Genomic DNA, 21,319 nt, shown 5'->3' with positions numbered 1-21,319 from the left:
GTACATTCGTGAAACAATGAATCAAACGGAAAATTGCTTCTTGACTAGAGCGATATCTTCTTCATACTTCAAATGGGTGTTTCGGAACATCTGGCGGAACATATCCTGAACACCGCTTTCCAGCGCCTTAATTCCCTCACCGGTTACACCGCCTTTAACGCAAACCTTTTCCTGCAGGGCGGGCAGTGTGTAAAGGCCTGTTTCGAGGAGCCTTCCCAAACCGACCAGCATCTCTTTCGTCATTAAAATAGCGTCCTCTTTTGACACGGATGTTTCTTCGACAGCCGCCTGAATAAACTCCTGAACCAAATAGCTGACAAAGGCAGGGCCGCAGCTGACAATGTCTGAGGCGACCCTCGTAATCCCGCTTTCGATTTCGAGAGGGATTGAGATCTTGCTTACTAAAGCCGTCAATTTTTCTTTTGCCTCAGCTGTGCAGCTTTCTCCGAAAGTCAATAATGACACGCCGGACAGCGCTCTGTTCGTAATGCTCGGGATCACTCTTGCCGCCTGGCAGGAGACGATGGCTTCCAGCTGTTCGACCTGCACCGGACTCGTAATGGTTACCACAGTCTGATCGCGGGTGAAGACGGGTGAAAGCCGTTTTAGCAAAGGATAAATATCCAGCGGCTTTACACAGATAAACACGGCATCACTTTCCGTAATCACTTCTTCCGGCCGTTCTGCAACCTGAATGTCTGGGAATCGTTTTTTTATGTTTAACGCTTTGTCGATCGTTCGGTTAGTAATTGTTAAAGATGAGGGAATGACCGCTCTGGATTCAATCAACGCCTCAATTAAAATGGTCCCCATATTTCCTGTCCCGATAAAGCCGATATTCAATCGTTCTCCCCTCCTTTGAACCTGTATCTTTTAAACGATATGAAGGCTTCAGTCAAAATATGTATGAAAGCAGGTGAGCAGGTTTGACAGATTGGCTAAAACAATATAAATGGCATGCTGCGGGAGGCGTTGCACTCGTCTTGATCATCAGCGCTGCCTTCATGCTGTTAAGCGGAAAGCGTGAAACTTCATCCGGCCTCTCCATTCCCGAGGAGGCTTCTGCACAGACGTATGACAAGAAGGAGGAGGTGAAACGGGAAAAAAGCGCGGGAAAAGAGGCGGTTATCATCGATTTGAAAGGCGCTGTGAAAAATCCGGGCGTCTATCAAATGAAAGAGGGAGACAGGGTCCACGATGTATTGAAAAAAGCAGGCGGCACCGAGAAAAAAGCGGATCAAAAGCAAATTAACCTTGCAGCCGTTTTGCAGGACGGTATGGTGGTTTACATTCCATTTGAGGGGGAAGAGGCTGCTGATTCTTTCTCGAAAGCGGGTTCAAGGGCAGATGGCGCTTCCGTCGATATCGTCAATATCAATACGGCTTCCTCTGAGGAGCTTCAGGCGATTCCCGGCATCGGCCCTTCAAAAGCGGAAGCGGTTATCGAATACCGCGAGGAGAACGGACCGTTTCACACGGTAGAAGACATAACAAACGTTTCGGGAATTGGAGAAAAGTCTTTTGAAAGAATAAAATCTGCAATCACGGTAAAGTAAATTGACGTTTGCGGATCATCATATGTAAACTTAGGGAAGTCGACATCGTATTTTTGGAGGGAAAACAAGTGGAACGGATTTCTTGGGATCAATATTTTATGGCGCAAAGCCATTTGCTGGCGCTTCGCAGCACGTGTACAAGGCTTGCTGTAGGAGCGACGATTGTCAGGGATAAACGAATTATAGCGGGAGGCTACAACGGATCGATCGCCGGAGGCGTTCACTGTGCGGATGAAGGCTGCTATATGGTGGACGGGCACTGCATTAGAACGATTCACGCCGAGATGAACGCGATTCTTCAGTGTGCAAAATTCGGTGTTCCGACCGAAGGCGCTGAAATATATGTCACACATTTTCCGTGCATTCAATGCTGTAAATCGATCATTCAGGCAGGTATTAAAACGATATACTATGCGAAGGATTACAAAAACCATCCTTACGCGGTTGAACTTTTCGATCAGGCTTCTGTTAAAGTGGAGCAGGTAGAGCTCGATGAGATGATTATCGACTTGAAAAACCAGGAAAAGTTGGCGTTTGTAGCCGATCTGATCAAACAGCTGGCTGATAAAGGCCTTGAGGAAGAGGAGATCAGGAAAATACACGAAGAGGCCAACAAACTGTTTACAAGCTACGTGTAACCAATGGACAGACATCGCATCTTCCCGTGCGGAGCGATTTCAGCGGCAGCCGGAATCGCCTCCGCTCACTCTTCTCTTTATCTCTTCCTCGCCGTCGGTTTTTTTCTGTTCTTTATCCTCTGTTTCTTCAAAAAACAAATACTCCTTTTCGCTTTATGTGCAGCGGTTTGTATTTTATATTTTACTTCTTTTTACGTGATCGACCATTTCAATACAACGATTTATCATGAAGGCAAATTTCACACGCTCGCTTCTGTTCAGGATATTCCCGTAATAGACGGAGACCGGCTTTCTTTCACAGCCGAAACAGATGAGGGAGAAGCTTTGAAAGCGGGATATACGCTCCGGTCTCCACAAGAAAAACGGGCGCTCTCAGCTCTTCAGCCGGGCAGCCTCTGTGTCATGCAAGGTGAATTAAAAGAGCCGAAAAAAGAGACGGTTCCTGGCACTTTTAATCAAAAAGAATCCATGTATCAAAAAGGGATTCACTGGATTTTTGCAGTTCAGTCTATTACAAGCTGCAAGCCGGGCGGCGGCCTGATGCCATCTCTATTGAAAATCAGAAAAGCGGGCCTTGATTTTATAGAGGAAAATATGGCGGACTCGGCTGCCGGTATTGGAAGAGCGCTAATTTTCGGAGACCGGTTTCTCATTGAACAAGATGTCCTGGACGGCTATCAGCGTCTTGGAATCATTCACCTTTTAGCGATTTCCGGGCTTCATGTCGGTCTGCTCTCAGCCGCTCTGTTTTACATATTTATTCGCTTCGGCGTCACGAGGGAATGCGCAAAATGGCTGCTCGTGATCGGCCTTCCCGTTGCCGCAGTTTTGACCGGAGGCGCCCCGTCGGTGATGAGAGCGGTTTTCATGTCTGAAATCTATCTGCTGGCATCACTGTCTAAAAAGAACTTCAAAAGTGCCGATGTGATCAGCATTGCCTGCCTCGGACTGCTGCTGTATCATCCTTATCTGTTATTTCAAGCCGGATTCCAGCTTTCTTTTGCTGTATCCTTCGTTTTCATTCTTTCAAAGGAGATATTGACCAGGCCGAAAAGCCGAATCTCTCAGCTGCTATTGGGGTCATTTTTGGCTCAGCTCGCTTCCCTCCCGATTCTGCTTTTTCATTTTCAAGAGTTTTCATTTCTCAGCACATTAATGAATCTATTTTTTATACCTCTTTATATTTTCATCATCATGCCGCTGTCTTTCGGAAGCCTGCTTGCTTTCATATGTTTTCATCCCTTGGGGGAGGCGGCAGCCGCCGTTCTTGACCGTCTGCTTGTGTGGAGCCATCAGGCTGTTAAAACGGTGTCTGCCGCGGATGTTTCGGTCTTTTCTGCGGCTAAGCCGCCGGATCTTTTGTTGTTTTTCTACTTCACAGCCATTTTTCTGTTTTTGCTGTTGCTGGAAAAAGAGATGTCGCTTCGTGCGGTCATGATTCCGTCCGGCCTGCTTGCTGCTGTGTTTGTGATTCACGCATGTCTTCCTCAGCTTGCAGGTGAGGGAGAGGTTACAATGCTTGATATCGGCCAAGGGGACAGCATGTATGTCAGCGCTCCCGGTCAGAATGGCACGGTCTTCATTGATACGGGAGGAACCGTATCCTTCCGGAAAGAGCGGTGGAGAAAGCGGAAGAAGGATTTTTCATTGGGGGAGAGCGTGTTAATGCCTTTTCTGGCAACCAAAGGGGTCAAGAAGCTCGATGCTTTAATTTTGACCCATGCTGATCAGGATCATATCGGTGAAGCGCATGTGCTGATCCAAAAACATAAAGTGAAGCAATTGATCGTGCCGAAAGGCTTCGCAGCCGAACCGTCTGATGAAAAGCTGCTTCGCCTTGCCTTGAAGGAAGGCGTCGAGGTGAATGTAGCCAAAAGAGGTGACATCCTTCATATTGGCAATCTTGAATTTTATGTTCTTTCACCGAAAGAGGCGGACAAAAACAGCAAAAACAATGGTTCCCTCGTATTGTGGATGAAAGCAGGCGGATTTTCGTGGCTGTTAACTGGCGATTTGGAGAAGGAGGGCGAAAAGGAGATGATGGAAGTGTATCCGAATCTTAAAGCGGATATTCTGAAAGTCGGTCACCATGGAAGCAAAGGTTCGACGGGTGAAGAGCTGATCAAGCAAATTGAGCCGAAAACCGCCCTCATTTCGGCGGGGGAGCACAACCGCTACGGGCATCCCCACGGGGAAGTGCTGGACATCCTAAACCGCCACGATGTGAAGGTGTTCAGAACGGATCGGCACGGTTCGATTCAGCACCTATTTCGAGGCGGGAACGGAACGTTTTTGCTACATCCTCCATATGATAAAGTACATTCCCCGCAAGAAAAAATGACTGCTGAAAAACAGCAGTCGTCAAAAAGCCGCTTGCCTGACGGAGAGTAAAGCGGTGTCCATGACTTGGCTTGATTAAGCGGCCAGATGTATAACAGTAGCGATAATAAACATTGTAGCGAAAAAGCCAAAAGACACGATAAAACCGACACCTGAATCTACAAGATCGTTACGTTTGCTTTGCACGTCTTTTTCAAATTCATTCACAATTTACCCCTCCTATTGATATCCAGTATAATTCAATTCTTTGCAAAAATCTAGGAGCTTCATGCAACCGTTTTCTAAAATTTATGAACATCGTCTTCTATAAACTGACCCGGGGGTTTATGGAAGGCGTTTATTATAAATGAGAGAGCGGGTGACTCCGCTTCTCTCTTTACTAATTGCAAAACACGCTTTAGGATAGAAAGGAAGGATGAAAGAGGGGAAAGTGCAGATGACGGTATTTGATGTTTGGAAAAGCTTGAAAAAAGGCGACATTCATCCTGTTTATTGCTTGTACGGGAAAGAGACGTATCTTCTGCAGGAGACGGTTCAAAGGATCAGACAAGCCGTTGTTGATGAAGAGACGAAAGACTTTAACTTCTCGATATTTGATCTGGAAGAAGACGCGCTCGATCTTGCCGTGGAGGATGCGGAAACCTTTCCGTTTATGGGGGAAAGGCGTCTTGTCGTGGCGAAAAACCCGGCGTTTTTAACAGCTGAAAAAAAGAAGGATAAGCTTGAGCATAATCTCGGTGTACTGGAAGCTTACATTACGCAGCCGGCACCTTATTCCGTGTTTGTTTTGCTTGCGCCTTATGAAAAGCTCGATGAACGGAAAAAGCTGACCAAGCTCCTGAAAAAGCATGCGCACATGGTGGAAGCGAAGGAATTAACCGCCAAAGAAACGGCTGACTTTATCGCAGGCCTCGCGAAGTCGGAAGGCAAACAAATTGAACCGGAAGCGGCGGAGGAGCTTGTCCTGTTATGTCATGCAAGTCTGTCAGCCATTGCCCAGGAGGTTAAAAAGCTCAGTACATATACCGGTGACCGCGGAGAGATCACCATAGAGGATGTCAGAAAGCTTGTAGCGAGAGGGCTTGAACAAAATATTTTCGAACTGATCAATAAGGTCGTCAATCGGAAACGTACAGAAGCGCTGCAGATTTTCTACGATCTATTAAAGCAAAATGAAGAGCCGATTAAAATGATGGCGCTGATTGCTAATCAGTTCAGGCTGCTGATGCAGACCAAATATTTTTCTGACCAGGGATACGGACAAAAGCAAATCGCCTCAAACCTTAAAGTGCACCCGTTCAGGGTGAAGCTGGCGATCGAGCAGGCGAGGCTTTTTTCAGAGCAGGAGCTTAGGAACATTATCGAGCAGCTCGCCGTGATGGATTATGAAATGAAGACAGGCAAAAAAGACAAGCAGCTCCTGCTTGAACTGTTTTTGCTGAAGCTGCTGCAGCCTCATGAAAAAAACGGCCTCCTTTAAAGAGAGCCGTTTTTTTCATCCTTCACGCAAGCAAAAAAGCTTGGCATAGCCAAGCTTTCTATTATGCAGAAAGTCCGTTCACTTTTTTCGCTAGGTTTGATTTGTAACGAGCGGCGGTGTTTTTGTGGACAAGACCTTTTTTAGCTGCTTTATCGATTTTCTTTGCTGCTGCAGATAGAGCTGCTTTCGCTTTGTCTGCTTCGTTGTTGCTTACGAAAGTTTCAACTTGTTTCATAGCAGTGCGCATTGCAGATTTGATTGTTGCGTTGTGCGCGCGGCGCTCGTTGTTTGTTTTTGTGCGTTTGATCGCTGATTTAATGTTTGGCAATGTGTTTCACCTCCTAAGACATAACCTCTGTTCCTTTTCTATAGGTTAGATCTCAACAATAGAACAAATTGTATTCTATCAAACACACCCTTAGATTGCAATATAAATGTAAAGTATTTTTATTTGAAAGCTCCGCTTCGCGGGAATGTTTGCAGACCTTGTGGGCACACTAACACCAGTTATGTTTTTGGAGGGAATGCAAATATGGAGAAAAAGAAGCTCGATTTAAGTCAATATGCAGTCCGGACAGACTTAGCCGTGGAAGCGAGGGATCTGGCAGAGGAAAAGGAAGCTTCTCCAAAGAAAGAGCTGAAAGGGTTTACAGTCAAAGAATACGAAAAAGACGGGATCAAAATTCAGACGATGGATATTGATGAAGAAGGAGCGAAGCTGTCGGGGAAAAAAGCCGGCCGCTATTTAACCTTTGAAACACAAGGGATCAGACAGCAGGATTCCGTATTGCAGGAAAAAGTCGTCGATGTCTTCGCAAAGGAATTTTCCTCGTTTCTCGATTATTTGGGCATTCCGCGGGATGCCAGCTGCTTAATAGTCGGGCTCGGCAACTGGAATGTCACGCCCGACTCGCTCGGCCCCCTAGTGACGGAGAACCTTCTCGTGACGAGGCACCTGTTTCAGCTGCAGCCCGAAAATGTAGAGGAAGGCTACCGTCCGGTGAGTGCGCTTTCCCCGGGAGTCATGGGCTTGACCGGAATTGAAACGAGCGACATTATCCAAGGGGTGATCGATCGCTCAAAGCCCGATTTTGTCATTGCCATTGATGCGCTGGCATCAAGAGGGATCGAGCGTGTGAATTCTACCATTCAAATTTCAGACAGCGGGATACACCCCGGGTCTGGTGTGGGGAATAAAAGAAAAGAGTTAAGCAAGGATACGCTCGGCATTCCGGTCATCGCCATCGGTGTTCCGACAGTGGTCGATGCCGTCACGATCACGAGCGACACGATTGATTACATGCTGAAGCATTTTGGAAGAGAGATGAGAGACGACAGTCCGTCCAGGTCGCTCGTTCCCGCGGGGATGAGCTTTGGGAAAAGAAAGGTCCTCACCGAAGAAGACCTTCCCGATGAAGAGCACCGCAAATCGTTTCTCGGTATAGTCGGAGGCCTCGCAGAGGATGAAAAAAGGCAGCTGATCCATGAAGTCCTCGCTCCGCTCGGCCATAACTTAATGGTGACCCCTAAAGAGGTCGATACATTTATCGATGATATGGCAAATGTGATTGCAAACGGTCTGAACACAGCGCTCCATGAAAATGTATCGCAAGACAATAAAGGAATGTATAACCACTAAGATCAAGGCGGCTGGCCCGGCCGCTTTTTTTCATGACATTTAGCATTGCCGGAACTTGTTCTACTTCCTCTATCTTGTACATAGTCTATTTACTAGACAAGCTCTGGAGGGATTTACAATGAGAAAAAGAGGCAGGAATCGTCAGTTTGTGCTGGCTGTAAATGGAAGAAGCGCGGTTAAGACAGTATTCTTATTTATCGTCAGCCTGCTGCTCGTTTTTATTTTATCAGGCGTGCTCACATCGCTGCGTCCTGAGTTAAGGCCGTCTTCATCGTTGTACCGGGTGGCTGATGAACTGAAGGGCGAGACCTTTGGGCTCATTTTGGGAATGGAAAACCACTACTTTGCATCAGAATTGCCGGAACCGAATAAGCGCTTTGAGCTTTCCCCCCTCGTCCTGAAGCTGGCGACCAGCATTAATTTGAAAGATCCGCGAAGTTTTCTCGGACGGGAGCTTCCGGGATTCTCTCATTTTGACTCGGAAATCCTCATTGCCGGGCAAGGGACGGATTATACGAATATGCCGTCAGAATCTCCGCCGCCGACTGAGGTCTTAAAAGAGGAGAGAGAAGCGAATCTTGCAGAGCTTGAAGGGAAACAGAAAAAGAAAACAGACGGGGAAAAACCTCCTGAACAATCGACGGGCGGCCGCAAAGTCGTATTTATCTACAATACGCACAATACGGAATCGTATCTTCCCTTTTTAAAAGGTGAGGCAGATCCTGATCGGGCGATTCATTCGAAAGCAAATGTTACGCTTGTCAGCGATATGCTCGCAAATGCGATGAAATCGCAGGGCGTCGGGGCGATGGTGGATAAAACCGATTTTCAGGCGAATTTGCGGAAAAAAGGCTGGGCCTATGCCCGTTCCTATGATGAATCAAGGCCGGTCGTCAAAGAGGCGATGGCCCAGAACAAAGACTTGCAGTATTTTATCGATATTCACAGGGATTCGCAACGGAAGAAAGCGACAACCGCGACTGTCAAAGGAAAAAGCTATGCACGCGTTGCGTTTGTGCTCGGCAAGAAGAGCTCTAATTTCGAATCGAACTTAAAGCTGGCAAAAGAGCTGCATGAACGGATGGAAAAAAAATATCCCGGTTTGAGCCGCGGAGTTATATCTAAGGGAGCTGCCGGGGATAATGGCATATATAATCAGGATTTAAACGAAAGATCCGTCTTAATCGAATTTGGCGGCGTAGATAATAACCGCGAAGAGCTGGAGCGGGCTGCAGAAGCGATGGCGGATGTATTCAGCGAGATGTACTGGAATGCTGAAAAAGTTGATGCAGACTCCGGTGAAGACGATAAGAAAAAACAATAGAGGCAGGTGATCGAAGTGGCTTCTTTTATGGGAAAATGCATATTGGCTTGCGCTGTCATGTTTTTCGGCGTTCTTCTCGGCATGCAGCAGGCGAACAACGGAATGATTGAAATGAAAGGGTACGAGGACCCTGATTTAAAAGCAGCGCTCAGCATATCTGAAGGGGATGCGAAAGAGGCGTCAGTCCTCGGCCATCAAATCGATTTGGAGGAAAAACAAAAAGAGCTGGAACAGCTGGAAGCTTTCAACCTCTTTTCCTCGGCCGGCCGAGCCCTGGCCGATTCGGTCACAAACACAGCCCGTTCATTGTATGACTGGATAAAGGAAAAAACGGAATAGGTAAAAGAAAAAACGAGCCGGATGCAGGACTCGTTTTTTCTTTTTCGGGTTTAGAAAGCATATGTGACTTAGCATTGAATCTTCACAACCCTATTGATATAATCTAAGCTAGCGCATATTGCGTTTCATAGTAGGAGTGATTAGTGTGACAGATAAAGAAAAACGATTACAAAGGCAGTCGAGAATCCGAAATTTCTCTATTATCGCCCATATCGACCACGGCAAGTCAACGCTTGCGGATCGAATCTTGGAAAAAACGGCGGCAATCACTCAAAGGGAAATGAAAGAACAGCTCCTCGACTCAATGGATTTGGAACGTGAAAGAGGAATCACCATTAAACTGAACTCCGTACAGCTGAAATATCAGGCGAAGGACGGAGAGGAATATATTTTTCATCTGATCGATACCCCGGGACACGTCGATTTTACGTATGAGGTTTCGAGAAGCCTTGCCGCATGCGAAGGCGCGATTCTCGTCGTAGACGCCGCCCAGGGAATCGAGGCGCAAACGCTGGCAAACGTTTACCTTGCGCTTGACAACGACCTTGAAATCCTGCCGGTCATTAATAAAATCGACCTTCCGAGCGCAGAACCCGAACGCGTCCGCCAGGAAGTCGAGGATGTTATCGGTCTTGACGCTTCAGAAGCCGTCCTTGCTTCAGCAAAAGCAGGCATCGGAATTGAGGAAATATTGGAGCAGATCGTTGAAAAGGTTCCCGCACCAAGCGGAGATCCGGAAGCGCCGCTTCAGGCGCTGATCTTTGACTCCCTGTATGATGCTTACCGCGGGGTCGTCGCCTATATCAGAGTCGTGCAAGGTACCGTAAAAGCCGGTCAAAAAATCAAGATGATGGCGACCGGAAAGGAATTTGAAGTCACTGAAGTCGGCGTTTTCACACCGAAGGCCGTTCCGGCTGACGAACTGACTGTCGGCGACGTCGGATTCCTGACGGCCGCAATCAAAAACGTCGGAGACACTCGTGTAGGGGATACGATTACGAGCGCGGAAAACCCTGCACCCGAAGCCCTGCCAGGCTACAGAAAGCTGAATCCGATGGTTTATTGCGGCCTGTATCCGATTGATACAGCGAAATACAACGACTTGCGGGAAGCGCTTGAAAAACTTGAGCTGAACGATTCAGCCCTGCAGTACGAAGCGGAAACGTCCCAAGCTCTCGGATTCGGCTTCCGCTGCGGTTTCTTAGGGATGCTCCACATGGAAATCATCCAGGAGCGGATTGAACGCGAATTCAACATCGATTTGATTACGACGGCTCCGAGCGTAATCTACGACGTGTACATGACAGACGGTGAAAAAATCGTCGTCGATAACCCGTCAAACATGCCTGATCCGCAGAAGATCGACCGGGTGGAAGAACCGTTCGTCAAAGCGACGATGATGGTGCCGAACGACTTTGTCGGAGCGGTCATGGAACTGTGCCAGGGCAAGCGCGGCCAGTTTATTGATATGCAGTACCTTGATGCGAACCGCGTCAGCATTGTCTACGAAATTCCGCTTGCGGAAATCGTCTACGAGTTTTTCGATCAGCTTAAATCAAATACGAAAGGCTATGCGTCATTTGATTACGAACTCATCGGATATAAACCGTCCAAGCTCGTGAAAATGGATATTATGCTGAACGGCGAAAAAATCGATGCCCTTTCCTTTATCGTTCACCGCGATTATGCTTATGAACGAGGAAAAGTTATCGTCGAAAAGCTGAAAGAGCTCATTCCGCGCCAGCAGTTTGAAGTGCCTGTCCAGGCAGCCATCGGTACAAAAATTGTCGCCCGTTCAACCATCAAAGCAATGCGCAAAAACGTTTTGGCGAAGTGCTACGGCGGGGATATTTCCAGAAAGCGCAAACTGCTTGAAAAGCAAAAGGAAGGAAAGCGAAGAATGAAACAGGTCGGCTCTGTCGAAGTTCCGCAGGAAGCCTTTATGGCAGTCCTGAAAATGGACGACAGCGGCCCGAAATCATAATCATGAGCCGCCGCAGCGTAACACACTGCGGCTTCTTCCTGTAAAAGAAGGTGAAAACAATGAAAGCAGCATATATCCATATTCCGTTTTGCGAGCACATTTGCCATTATTGCGACTTCAACAAGTTTTTTATTCAATCTCAGCCCGTTGATGAATATTTGCGTTCCTTAGAGAAGGAAATGGCCAATTCAATGGAGGCAACCGGACATCCGGAGCTGAAAACGATCTTTATCGGGGGAGGAACGCCGACATCGCTGTCGGCAGCTCAGCTCGAACGGCTCCTGGATTCCATTCATCGCGTTTTGAAACCGTCCGAAAGCCTTGCTGAATTTGCAGTGGAAGCCAATCCCGACGATTTATCAGCTGAAAAGCTGGATGTTTTAAAAGCTGCCGGTGTAGACAGGCTGAGCTTTGGCGTGCAGACGTTTGAAGACGAGCTGCTGAAAAAAATCGGCAGGGTTCACGAGCAAAAAGACGTACTCGTTTCGTTTGAAAGAGCGAGAAAGGCGGGGTTTGATAATATCAGCCTTGATCTGATGTTCGGTCTGCCCGGACAAACCATCGGCCACCTCGCTTCATCGCTCGATACGGCGCTTGCCCTCGGTGCTGAACACTATTCGGTTTATTCGCTGATCGTCGAACCGAAAACCGTTTTCTACAACTTGATGAAAAAAGGCCGGCTTCACCTGCCGCCGCAGGATCAGGAAGCTGAAATGTACGAACTCGTTATGCGGAAAATGGAAGAAGCGGGCATCGGCCAATACGAAATCAGCAACTACGCCAAAAAAGGATATGAGAGCAAACATAATCTCACATATTGGAACAATGAGGATTATTTCGGTTTTGGCGCGGGCGCACACGGTTATATCAATGGTGAAAGAACGGTAAATGCGGGCCCTGTCAAACATTATATCGACCTGATTGAACAATCCGGCTTTCCTTATAAGGAAAAGCACATGGTCACAAAAAATGAACAGATTGAAGAAGAAATGTTTCTCGGTCTTCGAAAAACTGAGGGAGTAAACAAAGAGCGCTTTTTCGAAAAATATGGAAGATCTGTTGACGATCTCTTTCCGAAGGTGCTCCATTCGCTGGAAGAAACAGGGTTGATTGTGAACACGAACAAAAACGTGTTTCTAACACATAATGGAAAACTGTTGGGAAATGAAGTATTTCAGGCATTCCTGGGTGAGTTATAATTGACATTTTGATTTCGGTTTGGTAATTTTGATATACAATTAGCACTCAGTTGTGCCGAGTGCTAACAGGGGTGATATGGATGTTAACAAATCGTCAGCTGTTAATCTTGCAGGTTATCGTCAACGATTTCATTCGTTCAGCTCAGCCGGTAGGATCAAGAACGCTTTCCAAAAAGGAAGATATCACATTCAGCTCGGCAACGATCAGAAACGAAATGGCTGACTTGGAAGAGCTCGGTTTTATCGAAAAAACCCACTCGTCTTCAGGCCGGATTCCTTCTGAAAAGGGCTATCGCTATTATGTCGATCATCTGCTTTCACCTGGAAAGCTGTCAAAAACGGACTTAAACATTATTCATTCGATTTTCAAAGAAAAAATCTTTGAACTCGAAAAAGCCGTGCAGAAGTCGGCCCAAGTGCTGTCCGACCTGACAAATTATACATCGATTGTCCTCGGTCCGAGACTGAGTGAAAACCATCTCAAACAGATCCAGATTGTACCGATTCAGCCCAAGAAGGCCGTTGCCATTCTAGTAACGAATACCGGCCATGTGGAGAATAAAACGATTAATTTCCCGGCGGAGGTCGATCTTTCCGATCTCGAGAAGCTGGTGAATATATTAAATGAACGCCTTAGAGGCGTGCCGATCTCAGAACTGAAAGACAGGGTTTTCAAAGAGGTTGTCATCTTCTTGAAGTCGCACATTCAAAATTACGATACGATTTTGCACGCGCTCGGCGCAACGCTGGATTCATCTGTTCAAACCGACCGGCTGTTTTTCGGCGGCAAGATTAACATGCTGAACCAGCCCGAATTTCACGATATTGACAGAGTGAAATCGCTATTGTCGCTCATTGAGAAAGAACAGGAGATTCTCCGGCTCTTTCAGTCGACTGAGTCCGGAATTACCATCAAAATCGGCAAAGAAAACGACTATGAAGAGATGGAAAACTGCAGCCTGATTACCGCAACATACACGGTCGGCTCAAAACAGATCGGCTCCATTGCGGTCATCGGACCGACGCGCATGGACTACTCCCGCGTCGTCGGCTTGCTTCAGCACGTATCATCTGACTTGTCAAAAGCGCTGACAAGTTTGTATGATGGGTAAGGCAGTACCTGAAAACAAACAGAAGGGAGGAATCCCTTCTTTATCATGAAACTCATCCTTTAAGGGAGGTGAACACAGATGGCAGAAGAAAAACAAAACGAAGAGCTAAACGAACAAGAGGAACTGAACGAGACAGAAGCGGAGACAGCCGAAGCTGAACAAACGGCTGCTGAAGCTGATGCCCCGGCAGAAGAAACTCAAACAGAAATGCTTGAAAAACAACTAAAAGAACTTCAAGAACGTCTTGAAGAAAAAGAAAATAAACTTTTACGTGTTCAGGCGGACTTTGAAAACTACAAAAGACGCGCACGCCTTGATCTCGAGGCTGCTGAAAAGTACCGCTCCCAGCGCATCATCAGCGATTTGCTGCCGGCGCTTGACAACTTTGAGCGCGCACTTCAGATCGATCCTGACAATGAGCAGACGAAAAGCCTGCTTCAAGGAATGGAAATGGTGCACCGTCAAATTTTGGAGGCTCTTAAAAATGAAGGAGTTGAACAGATTCCATCAGTCGGAGAGCAATTTGACCCGAACATGCACCAAGCTGTTATGCAGGTTGAGGATGAAGCGTACGAATCAAACGCAGTCGTTGAGGAACTGCAAAAAGGCTATAAACTTAAGGACCGGGTGATCCGTCCTTCTATGGTAAAAGTCAATCAATAACTACATAGCAGGAGGTAAAAATCATGAGCAAAGTAATCGGAATCGACTTGGGAACAACGAACTCATGCGTTGCAGTGCTTGAAGGCGGAGAGCCGAAAGTCATCCCAAATCCAGAAGGAGCCCGCACGACTCCTTCAGTTGTCGCATTTAAAAACGGAGAACGCCAGGTGGGTGAAGTGGCGAAACGCCAGTCCATCACGAACCCGAACACGATCATGTCGATCAAGCGCCACATGGGCACTGACTATACAGTTGAAATTGAAGGCAAAAAGTACACGCCGCAAGAAGTGTCTGCCATCATCCTTCAGCATTTGAAATCATATGCTGAAAGCTATTTGGGCGAAACCGTGTCTAAAGCCGTGATCACAGTTCCTGCATACTTCAACGATGCAGAGCGTCAAGCGACTAAAGATGCCGGTAAAATCGCCGGACTTGAAGTTGAGCGGATCATCAACGAGCCGACTGCAGCTGCGCTTGCCTACGGTCTGGATAAAACGGAAGAAGATCAGACGATCCTCGTCTACGACCTTGGCGGCGGTACATTCGACGTTTCCATCCTTGAATTGGGAGACGGCGTATTCGAAGTTCGCTCTACAGCGGGTGACAACCGCCTTGGAGGAGACGACTTTGACCAAGTGATCATCGATCATCTCGTCTCAGAATTCAAAAAAGAAAACGGCATCGACCTTTCTAAAGACAAAATGGCGCTTCAGCGCTTAAAAGATGCTGCTGAGAAAGCGAAAAAAGACCTTTCCGGCGTATCTTCTACGCAAATTTCCCTGCCGTTTATCACAGCGGGTGAAGCAGGTCCGCTGCACCTTGAATTGACACTGACCCGCGCGAAGTTTGAAGAGCTGTCTTCACACTTGGTAGAGCGCACAATGGGTCCTGTACGCCAGGCTCTTCAAGATGCGGGACTTTCTGCAAGCGAAATCGACAAAGTCATCCTTGTCGGCGGATCAACACGTATTCCTGCCGTTCAGGAAGCGATCAAAAAAGAAACTGGAAAAGAAGCGCATAAAGGCGTCAACCCTGACGAAGTCGTAGCCCTTGGTGCAGCAATTCAAGGCGGCGTCATCACAGGCGATGTCAAAGATGTTGTCCTTCTGGACGTAACTCCGCTGTCACTTGGTATCGAAACGATGGGCGGCGTGTTCACGAAGCTGATTGAGCGCAACACGACAATCCCGACAAGCAAGTCCCAAGTGTTCTCAACAGCGGCCGACAACCAAACAGCGGTTGACATCCACGTGCTCCAAGGTGAGCGCCCAATGGCTGCCGACAACAAAACGCTCGGACGCTTCCAGCTTACAGATATCCCGCCGGCTCCTCGCGGCGTACCGCAAATCGAAGTGTCATTTGACATTGATAAAAACGGTATCGTCAACGTCAGCGCGAAAGATCTGGGCACTGGCAAAGAGCAAAACATCACGATCAAATCTTCTTCAGGCCTTTCTGACGACGAGATCGAGCGTATGGTGAAAGAGGCTGAAGAAAACGCCGAAGCAGATGCGAAGAAAAAAGAAGAAATCGAGCTTCGCAACGAAGCGGACCAGCTTGTCTTCACAACTGAAAAAACGCTGAAAGATCTTGAAGGCAAAGCCGATGAAGCACAGGTGAAAAAAGCGAATGAAGCAAAAGACGCGCTAAAAGCTGCGATCGAGAAAAATGACCTTGATGAAATCAAGGCGAAAAAAGATGAGCTGCAAGCGATCGTTCAAGAGCTTTCAATGAAGCTTTACGAAGAAGCCGCAAAACAGGCTCAGGCTCAGCAAGACGGCGGAGCTGGCGCTAAAAAAGCCGATGATAATGTCGTGGACGCTGAATATGAAGAAGTAAACGACGACAAAGATCAAAAATAATCGAAATAAAATGTGCTGTGCTTACCCCGGTTTGCACAGCACATGACCTTACAGGCGATGAAAGTCAAAGTCAGGATCTCTTGACTTTGACTTTTTTCTTCCTAAAGGACAAAAGGAATTGAAAAAACATAATTTGAAATGATACAATCTAATTTATGTGAGAAAATCGGGAGTGTGAAGAGATGAGTAAGCGTGATTACTATGAGGTGCTTGGGGTAGGTAAGAGCGCTTCTAAAGATGAGATTAAAAAAGCTTACCGCAAGCTTTCTAAAAAATATCACCCGGACATCAACAAAGAAGCCGGAGCGGCTGAAAAATTCAAAGAAGTCAAAGAAGCCTATGAAACACTTTCTGATGACCAAAAACGGGCCCATTACGACCAGTTCGGCCACACCGACCCAAATCAAGGATTCGGAGGCGGAGGTTTCGGCGGAGGCGACTTCGGCGGCTTTGGGTTTGACGATATTTTCTCAAGCATTTTCGGAGGCGGCGCAAGGCGGAGAGACCCGAATGCCCCGAGGCAGGGTGCCGATCTGCAGTATACGATGACACTGTCATTTGAAGAGGCAGCCTTCGGAAAAGAGACGACGATCGAAATTCCGCGTGAAGAAACGTGCGAAACATGCAGCGGCTCCGGCGCAAAACCGGGAACAAAGCCGGAAACATGTTCACACTGCGGCGGATCAGGCCAGCTGAACATGGAGCAGTCAACACCGTTCGGAAAAGTTGTCAACAGAAGAGTATGTCATTACTGTAATGGAACGGGTAAGCAAATCAAGCACAAATGTTCAACTTGCGGCGGCACAGGAAAAGTGAAAAAACGCAAGAAAATCAATGTCACCATCCCGGCGGGTGTGGACGACGGCCAGCAGCTTCGAGTAGCCGGACAGGGCGAACCGGGGATCAACGGCGGTCCGTCAGGTGACTTATTCGTCGTTTTCCGCGTCCAAGAGCACGAATTTTTCGAGCGCGATGGAGACGATATTTACTGCGAAATGCCGCTGACATTTGCACAGGCTGCCCTTGGGGATGAAATCGAAGTGCCTACTCTTCACGGAAAAGTAAAATTAAAAGTGCCGGCGGGCACCCAGACGGGCACCAAGTTCCGCTTAAAAGGAAAAGGCGTTGCCAACGTGCGCGGGTACGGACAAGGCGATCAGCACATCGTTGTCCGCGTCGTGACACCGACGAATTTAACAGAAAACCAGAAAAATATTCTCCGCGAATTTGCAGAAGTGAGCGGAAATATGCCGGATGAACAGGAAATGAGTTTTTTCGATAAAGTAAAGCGCGCCTTTAAAGGCGATTAATGATTGGATGAGGAGTTGGTAGTATGAAATGGTCCGAAATCTGCATTCACACGACACATGAAGCGGTTGAGCCCATCTCGAATATTTTGCATGAAGCTGGTGCGAGTGGAGTAGTGATTGAAGATCCGCTTGATTTAATTAAAGAGCGTGAGAATGTATACGGAGAAATCTACCAGCTCGATCCCAATGATTATCCTGATGAAGGAGTCATCATCAAAGCGTATCTTCCGATCAACAGCTTTTTGGGGGAGACCGTAGAAGGAATCAAAGAAACGATCAATAATCTGCTGCTGTATGATATTGACCTTGGACGCAACAAAATCACCATCAGCGAGGTTAACGAAGAAGAATGGGCGACAGCATGGAAAAAATATTATCATCCCGTGAAAATTTCCGAGAAGTTTACGATTGTTCCGACTTGGGAAGAGTACACACCGGTTCATACGGATGAACTCATCATCGAGATGGACCCGGGAATGGCGTTCGGAACAGGCACCCACCCGACAACCGTCCTTTGCATACAGGCGCTTGAAAGGTATGTGAAAGAAGGGGATTCGGTCGTGGACGTCGGAACGGGAACCGGCATTTTGAGCATTGCTTCAGCCATGCTTCGCGCCAAACAGGTTGAAGGATATGATCTCGATCCTGTAGCCGTTGAAAGCGCCCGCTTGAACTCCAAGCTCAATAAAGTCAGCGATCATATCGAGATTAAGCAAAATAATCTGCTTGACGGCGTCGAAGGCGAAAAAGACATCATCGTCGCCAATATCCTGGCCGAGGTCATCTTGCGCTTTACGGATCAAGCATACAGCCTGTTGAAAGACGGCGGCTATTTCATCACTTCGGGGATCATCCAGCAGAAAAAACAGGAAGTCAAAGATGCACTGGTGAAAGAAGGCTTTACGATCGTTGAGGTTCTTTCAATGGAGGACTGGGTCAGCATCATCGCTAAAAAATAATCGTTAGTAGGTGTGACAAGCGTATGCAACGATATTTTATCGAACAATCAAAACAAGAGGTCACAGCCGCACCCGCATTCTCGATCAAAGGCGAAGACGTTCATCACATTGCGACTGTGATGAGGATGTCTCCCGGAGATGAGGTCATTTGCTGTGCAAAAGACGGCCATGAAGCGAAATGCCGGATCGAGTCCGTCACTAAAGAAGAGGTTTTATTGAGCGTTATCGAATGGACGGGGGAAACACGCGAACTGCCCGTCCAGATCCATATTGCAAACGGCCTTCCAAAAGGAGATAAGCTGGAATGGATCATTCAAAAAGGGACAGAGCTCGGTGCAAGCTCGTTTATTCCTTTTCAGGCATCGCGCTCCGTTGTTAAACTTGATGAAAAAAAGGCAAAGAAAAAACGGGAAAGGTGGGCGAAAATCGCCAAGGAAGCGGCAGAACAGTCCCACAGAAACGCGATTCCCGATGTGGCGCCGGTTCACACGTTTCAACGTTTGCTTGAGAGCCTTGAGGACTTCGATAAATGTGTCGTTGCATACGAAGAGTCATCAAAGCAAGGCGAGACGAGCCGGTTTCAATCCGTGCTCAAAAGCCTTTCTGAAGGATCATCCGTACTCATGGTGTTTGGTCCTGAAGGCGGATTTACAGAAGAGGAAATTGAGGCGCTAAAAGAAAAAGGTGCCCTCGCCTGCGGGCTCGGTCCGCGGATCTTAAGGGCGGAAACAGCTCCGCTGTACGCGTTGGCGGCAGTTTCTTATCATACAGAGTTATTAAGAGGTGAATAACAATGGCAACCGTTGCATTTCATACACTTGGCTGCAAGGTCAACCATTATGAAACAGAAGCAATCTGGCAGCTTTTTAAAGAAGCCGGCTACGAAAGAAAAGAATTTGAAAGTTCGGCGGACGTATACGTCATTAATACATGCACCGTCACAAATACGGGTGATAAAAAGAGCCGCCAGGTGATCAGACGGGCGATCCGCCAAAATCCTGACGCCGTCATTTGCGTGACAGGGTGCTACGCCCAGACTTCCCCGGCGGAAATCATGGCGATCCCGGGCGTTGATATCGTCGTCGGTACACAAGACCGCGAAAAAATGCTCGGCTATATTAAGCAGTACCAGGAAGAAAGACAGCCGATTAACGGCGTCAGCAATATTATGAAAGCGAGAGTGTTTGAGGAGCTTGATGTTCCTGCATTTACCGACAGAACGCGTGCTTCTTTGAAAATTCAAGAAGGCTGCAACAATTTCTGCACATTCTGCATCATTCCGTGGGCGCGCGGCCTGCTTCGTTCCCGCGACCCTGAGGAAGTCATTCGCCAGGCGCAGCAGCTCGTTGATGCCGGCTATAAAGAAATCGTTTTGACCGGTATCCATACCGGCGGTTATGGAGAAGATATGAAAGACTACAACTTTGCGCAGCTGTTGAAAGAATTGGACAGCCGTGTGAAAGGTCTGAAAAGAATCCGTATCTCTTCAATCGAAGCGAGCCAAATTACAGACGAAGTCATCGAAGTGCTTGACCGCTCAGACAAGATCGTCAGACACCTTCACATCCCGCTTCAATCCGGCTCAAACAGCGTTTTAAAGCGGATGAGAAGAAAGTATACGATGGAGTTTTTCGCCGACCGGCTGACAAAACTCAAAAAAGCTCTTCCGGGGCTTGCAGTCACCTCTGATGTGATTGTCGGCTTCCCGGGTGAAACGGAAGAAGAATTCATGGAGACGTATAACTTTATCAAAGAACACAAGTTTTCCGAGCTCCACGTCTTCCCGTACAGCAAACGGACCGGAACCCCTGCAGCACGCATGGACGGCCAGGTTGACGAAAACGTGAAAAACGAAAGGGTTCATAAACTGATCGCTCTTTCAGACCAGCTTGCGAAAGAATATGCATCAGACTATGAAGGCGACGTTCTGGAGATCATTCCGGAAGAGCCGTTCACGGAAACGGGCGAAGGCAACCTGCTTGTCGGCTACACGGACAACTATATGAAAGTCGTTTTCGAAGGTTCAGAAGACCTGATCGGCCAGCTTGTTAAAGTGAAGATCTTAAAAGCCGGCTATCCGTACAACAAAGGACAGTTCGTCCGCGTCGCGGAAGACGACGTCCGCGAAAACATCCGCTTATCGTCATAAATCATCAATTCAGCCGGTTCACAAAAAAGGTGTTCCGGCTTTTTTTGCGAATATCTTAAGCAAACAACCACCTAAAAAGGAGTCAGGATGATGACAAAACAAATTGCGCGAATGATCGATCACACTGCATTGAAGCCAGATACCGTCAAATCCGAAATCGAAGCGCTTTGCAAAGAAGCGCGTGTTTACGGTTTTGCCTCCGTTTGTGTCAACCCTTGCTGGGTGAAGCTTTGCGCCGAGCTTCTTAAAGAGTCAGAGGTGAAAGTATGTACAGTTATCGGCTTTCCTTTAGGTGCAGCGTCTCCGGAAACAAAAGCCTTTGAAACCAGGCAGGCGATTGCAGACGGTGCCGGTGAAGTTGATATGGTGATCAACATCGGTGCACTAAAAGACCGCGATACGGGAACAGTGGAACATGACATCAGGGCGGTGACAGACGCGGCCGACGGCAAAGCTCTTGTAAAAGTCATCATAGAGACGTCGCTTTTGACGGATGAAGAAAAAAGGCTGGCTTGTGAACTGGCCGTAAAAGCAGGCGCCGACTTTGTCAAAACATCGACCGGTTTTTCCGGCGGCGGTGCGACAGTCCGGGATATAAAACTGATGCGGGAAGCTGTCGGACCTGATATCGGCGTTAAAGCTTCAGGTGGCGTCCGCGATAAGGAAAGCGCACTTGCCATGATTGAAGCCGGAGCGACGAGAATCGGAGCGAGCGCCGGCGTGTCGATTGTCAAAGGGTTAACAGCGGATGAAGACTACTAATCA

General features: G+C 47.6%; 20 protein-coding genes. 17 read left to right on the top strand and 3 right to left on the bottom strand.

Annotated elements, in window-relative coordinates:
* Positions 1-21: 21 nt before the first annotated feature.
* The gene (gene comER, locus MKY62_RS13620) at positions 22-843 is read right to left on the bottom strand and encodes a late competence protein ComER (protein ID WP_003183696.1); all 822 of its coding nucleotides are present in this window, start codon (positions 841-843) and stop codon (positions 22-24) included.
* An 83-nt stretch (positions 844-926) separates the two neighbouring features.
* On the opposite strand from comER, the gene MKY62_RS13615 reads away from it, so the two are divergent.
* From MKY62_RS13615 to MKY62_RS13605, 3 genes are all read left to right on the top strand, one after another.
* Entirely contained in the window at positions 927-1,556 is a 630-nt protein-coding gene (locus MKY62_RS13615; RefSeq protein WP_003183693.1) for a helix-hairpin-helix domain-containing protein, read from the top strand.
* Between the two features lie 68 nt (positions 1,557-1,624).
* Positions 1,625-2,194 carry a ComE operon protein 2 gene (locus tag MKY62_RS13610; RefSeq protein WP_003183690.1) on the top strand — a complete coding sequence of 190 codons (570 nt, stop codon included), beginning with the start codon at positions 1,625-1,627 and terminating at the stop codon, positions 2,192-2,194.
* Between the two features lie 3 nt (positions 2,195-2,197).
* Positions 2,198-4,585 (top strand): DNA internalization-related competence protein ComEC/Rec2, encoded by a 2,388-nt coding sequence (locus MKY62_RS13605; RefSeq protein WP_009327865.1) that lies wholly within the window; start codon positions 2,198-2,200, stop codon positions 4,583-4,585.
* A 24-nt stretch (positions 4,586-4,609) separates the two neighbouring features.
* Here MKY62_RS13605 and MKY62_RS13600 read toward each other — a convergent pair whose 3' ends face one another.
* A complete protein-coding gene (locus tag MKY62_RS13600; protein ID WP_003183686.1) occupies positions 4,610-4,741 on the bottom strand; it encodes a YqzM family protein in 132 nt (43 codons plus the stop codon).
* Between the two features lie 229 nt (positions 4,742-4,970).
* Between MKY62_RS13600 and holA the strand changes: the two genes are divergently transcribed.
* Entirely contained in the window at positions 4,971-6,014 is a 1,044-nt protein-coding gene (holA, locus tag MKY62_RS13595) for a DNA polymerase III subunit delta (protein ID WP_025804972.1), read from the top strand.
* A gap of 61 nt (positions 6,015-6,075) precedes the next feature.
* Here holA and rpsT read toward each other — a convergent pair whose 3' ends face one another.
* Positions 6,076-6,342, bottom strand: a complete 267-nt coding sequence (rpsT, locus tag MKY62_RS13590) for a 30S ribosomal protein S20 (RefSeq protein ID WP_003183682.1) — start codon at positions 6,340-6,342, stop codon at positions 6,076-6,078.
* 204 nt (positions 6,343-6,546) lie between these two features.
* On the opposite strand from rpsT, the gene gpr reads away from it, so the two are divergent.
* From gpr to deoC, 13 genes are all read left to right on the top strand, one after another.
* Positions 6,547-7,653 carry a GPR endopeptidase gene (gene gpr / locus MKY62_RS13585; protein WP_009327867.1) on the top strand — a complete coding sequence of 369 codons (1,107 nt, stop codon included), beginning with the start codon at positions 6,547-6,549 and terminating at the stop codon, positions 7,651-7,653.
* Positions 7,654-7,771: 118 nt separating this feature from the next.
* Positions 7,772-8,977 carry a stage II sporulation protein P gene (locus MKY62_RS13580; protein WP_003183678.1) on the top strand — a complete coding sequence of 402 codons (1,206 nt, stop codon included), beginning with the start codon at positions 7,772-7,774 and terminating at the stop codon, positions 8,975-8,977.
* Between the two features lie 15 nt (positions 8,978-8,992).
* Positions 8,993-9,316, top strand: coding sequence for a YqxA family protein (locus tag MKY62_RS13575; RefSeq protein WP_003183676.1), 324 nt, complete (start codon positions 8,993-8,995; stop codon positions 9,314-9,316).
* 145 nt (positions 9,317-9,461) lie between these two features.
* Positions 9,462-11,300, top strand: coding sequence for a translation elongation factor 4 (gene lepA / locus MKY62_RS13570; protein WP_003183674.1), 1,839 nt, complete (start codon positions 9,462-9,464; stop codon positions 11,298-11,300).
* A gap of 59 nt (positions 11,301-11,359) precedes the next feature.
* Entirely contained in the window at positions 11,360-12,499 is a 1,140-nt protein-coding gene (gene hemW, locus MKY62_RS13565; protein WP_003183672.1) for a radical SAM family heme chaperone HemW, read from the top strand.
* Positions 12,500-12,579: 80 nt separating this feature from the next.
* Positions 12,580-13,611: a heat-inducible transcriptional repressor HrcA gene (gene hrcA, locus MKY62_RS13560; protein WP_016885483.1), complete on the top strand. Its 1,032-nt coding sequence runs from the start codon at positions 12,580-12,582 to the stop codon at positions 13,609-13,611.
* Positions 13,612-13,689: 78 nt separating this feature from the next.
* Positions 13,690-14,274, top strand: coding sequence for a nucleotide exchange factor GrpE (gene grpE, locus MKY62_RS13555; RefSeq protein ID WP_003183669.1), 585 nt, complete (start codon positions 13,690-13,692; stop codon positions 14,272-14,274).
* A 23-nt stretch (positions 14,275-14,297) separates the two neighbouring features.
* On the top strand, positions 14,298-16,136 hold the full coding sequence (gene dnaK / locus MKY62_RS13550; protein ID WP_003183668.1) for a molecular chaperone DnaK: 1,839 nt from the start codon (positions 14,298-14,300) through the stop codon (positions 16,134-16,136).
* Between the two features lie 182 nt (positions 16,137-16,318).
* A complete protein-coding gene (dnaJ, locus tag MKY62_RS13545) occupies positions 16,319-17,446 on the top strand; it encodes a molecular chaperone DnaJ (RefSeq protein WP_003183667.1) in 1,128 nt (375 codons plus the stop codon).
* A gap of 23 nt (positions 17,447-17,469) precedes the next feature.
* A complete protein-coding gene (gene prmA / locus MKY62_RS13540) occupies positions 17,470-18,405 on the top strand; it encodes a 50S ribosomal protein L11 methyltransferase (protein ID WP_003183664.1) in 936 nt (311 codons plus the stop codon).
* Positions 18,406-18,428: 23 nt separating this feature from the next.
* Positions 18,429-19,196: a 16S rRNA (uracil(1498)-N(3))-methyltransferase gene (locus MKY62_RS13535; protein WP_003183662.1), complete on the top strand. Its 768-nt coding sequence runs from the start codon at positions 18,429-18,431 to the stop codon at positions 19,194-19,196.
* A gap of 2 nt (positions 19,197-19,198) precedes the next feature.
* Positions 19,199-20,554 (top strand): tRNA (N(6)-L-threonylcarbamoyladenosine(37)-C(2))-methylthiotransferase MtaB, encoded by a 1,356-nt coding sequence (mtaB, locus tag MKY62_RS13530; RefSeq protein ID WP_016885482.1) that lies wholly within the window; start codon positions 19,199-19,201, stop codon positions 20,552-20,554.
* 90 nt (positions 20,555-20,644) lie between these two features.
* Positions 20,645-21,316, top strand: a complete 672-nt coding sequence (deoC, locus tag MKY62_RS13525) for a deoxyribose-phosphate aldolase (protein ID WP_011198130.1) — start codon at positions 20,645-20,647, stop codon at positions 21,314-21,316.
* Positions 21,317-21,319 lie beyond the last annotated feature (3 nt).

Origin of the sequence: Bacillus sp. FSL R7-0646, from assembly GCF_037969865.1 — a bacterium.
GTDB classification, from domain to species: domain Bacteria; phylum Bacillota; class Bacilli; order Bacillales; family Bacillaceae; genus Bacillus; species Bacillus licheniformis.
Note: the sequence above shows the minus strand (reverse complement) of the source record. Positions and strands in the feature narration are given on the sequence as shown.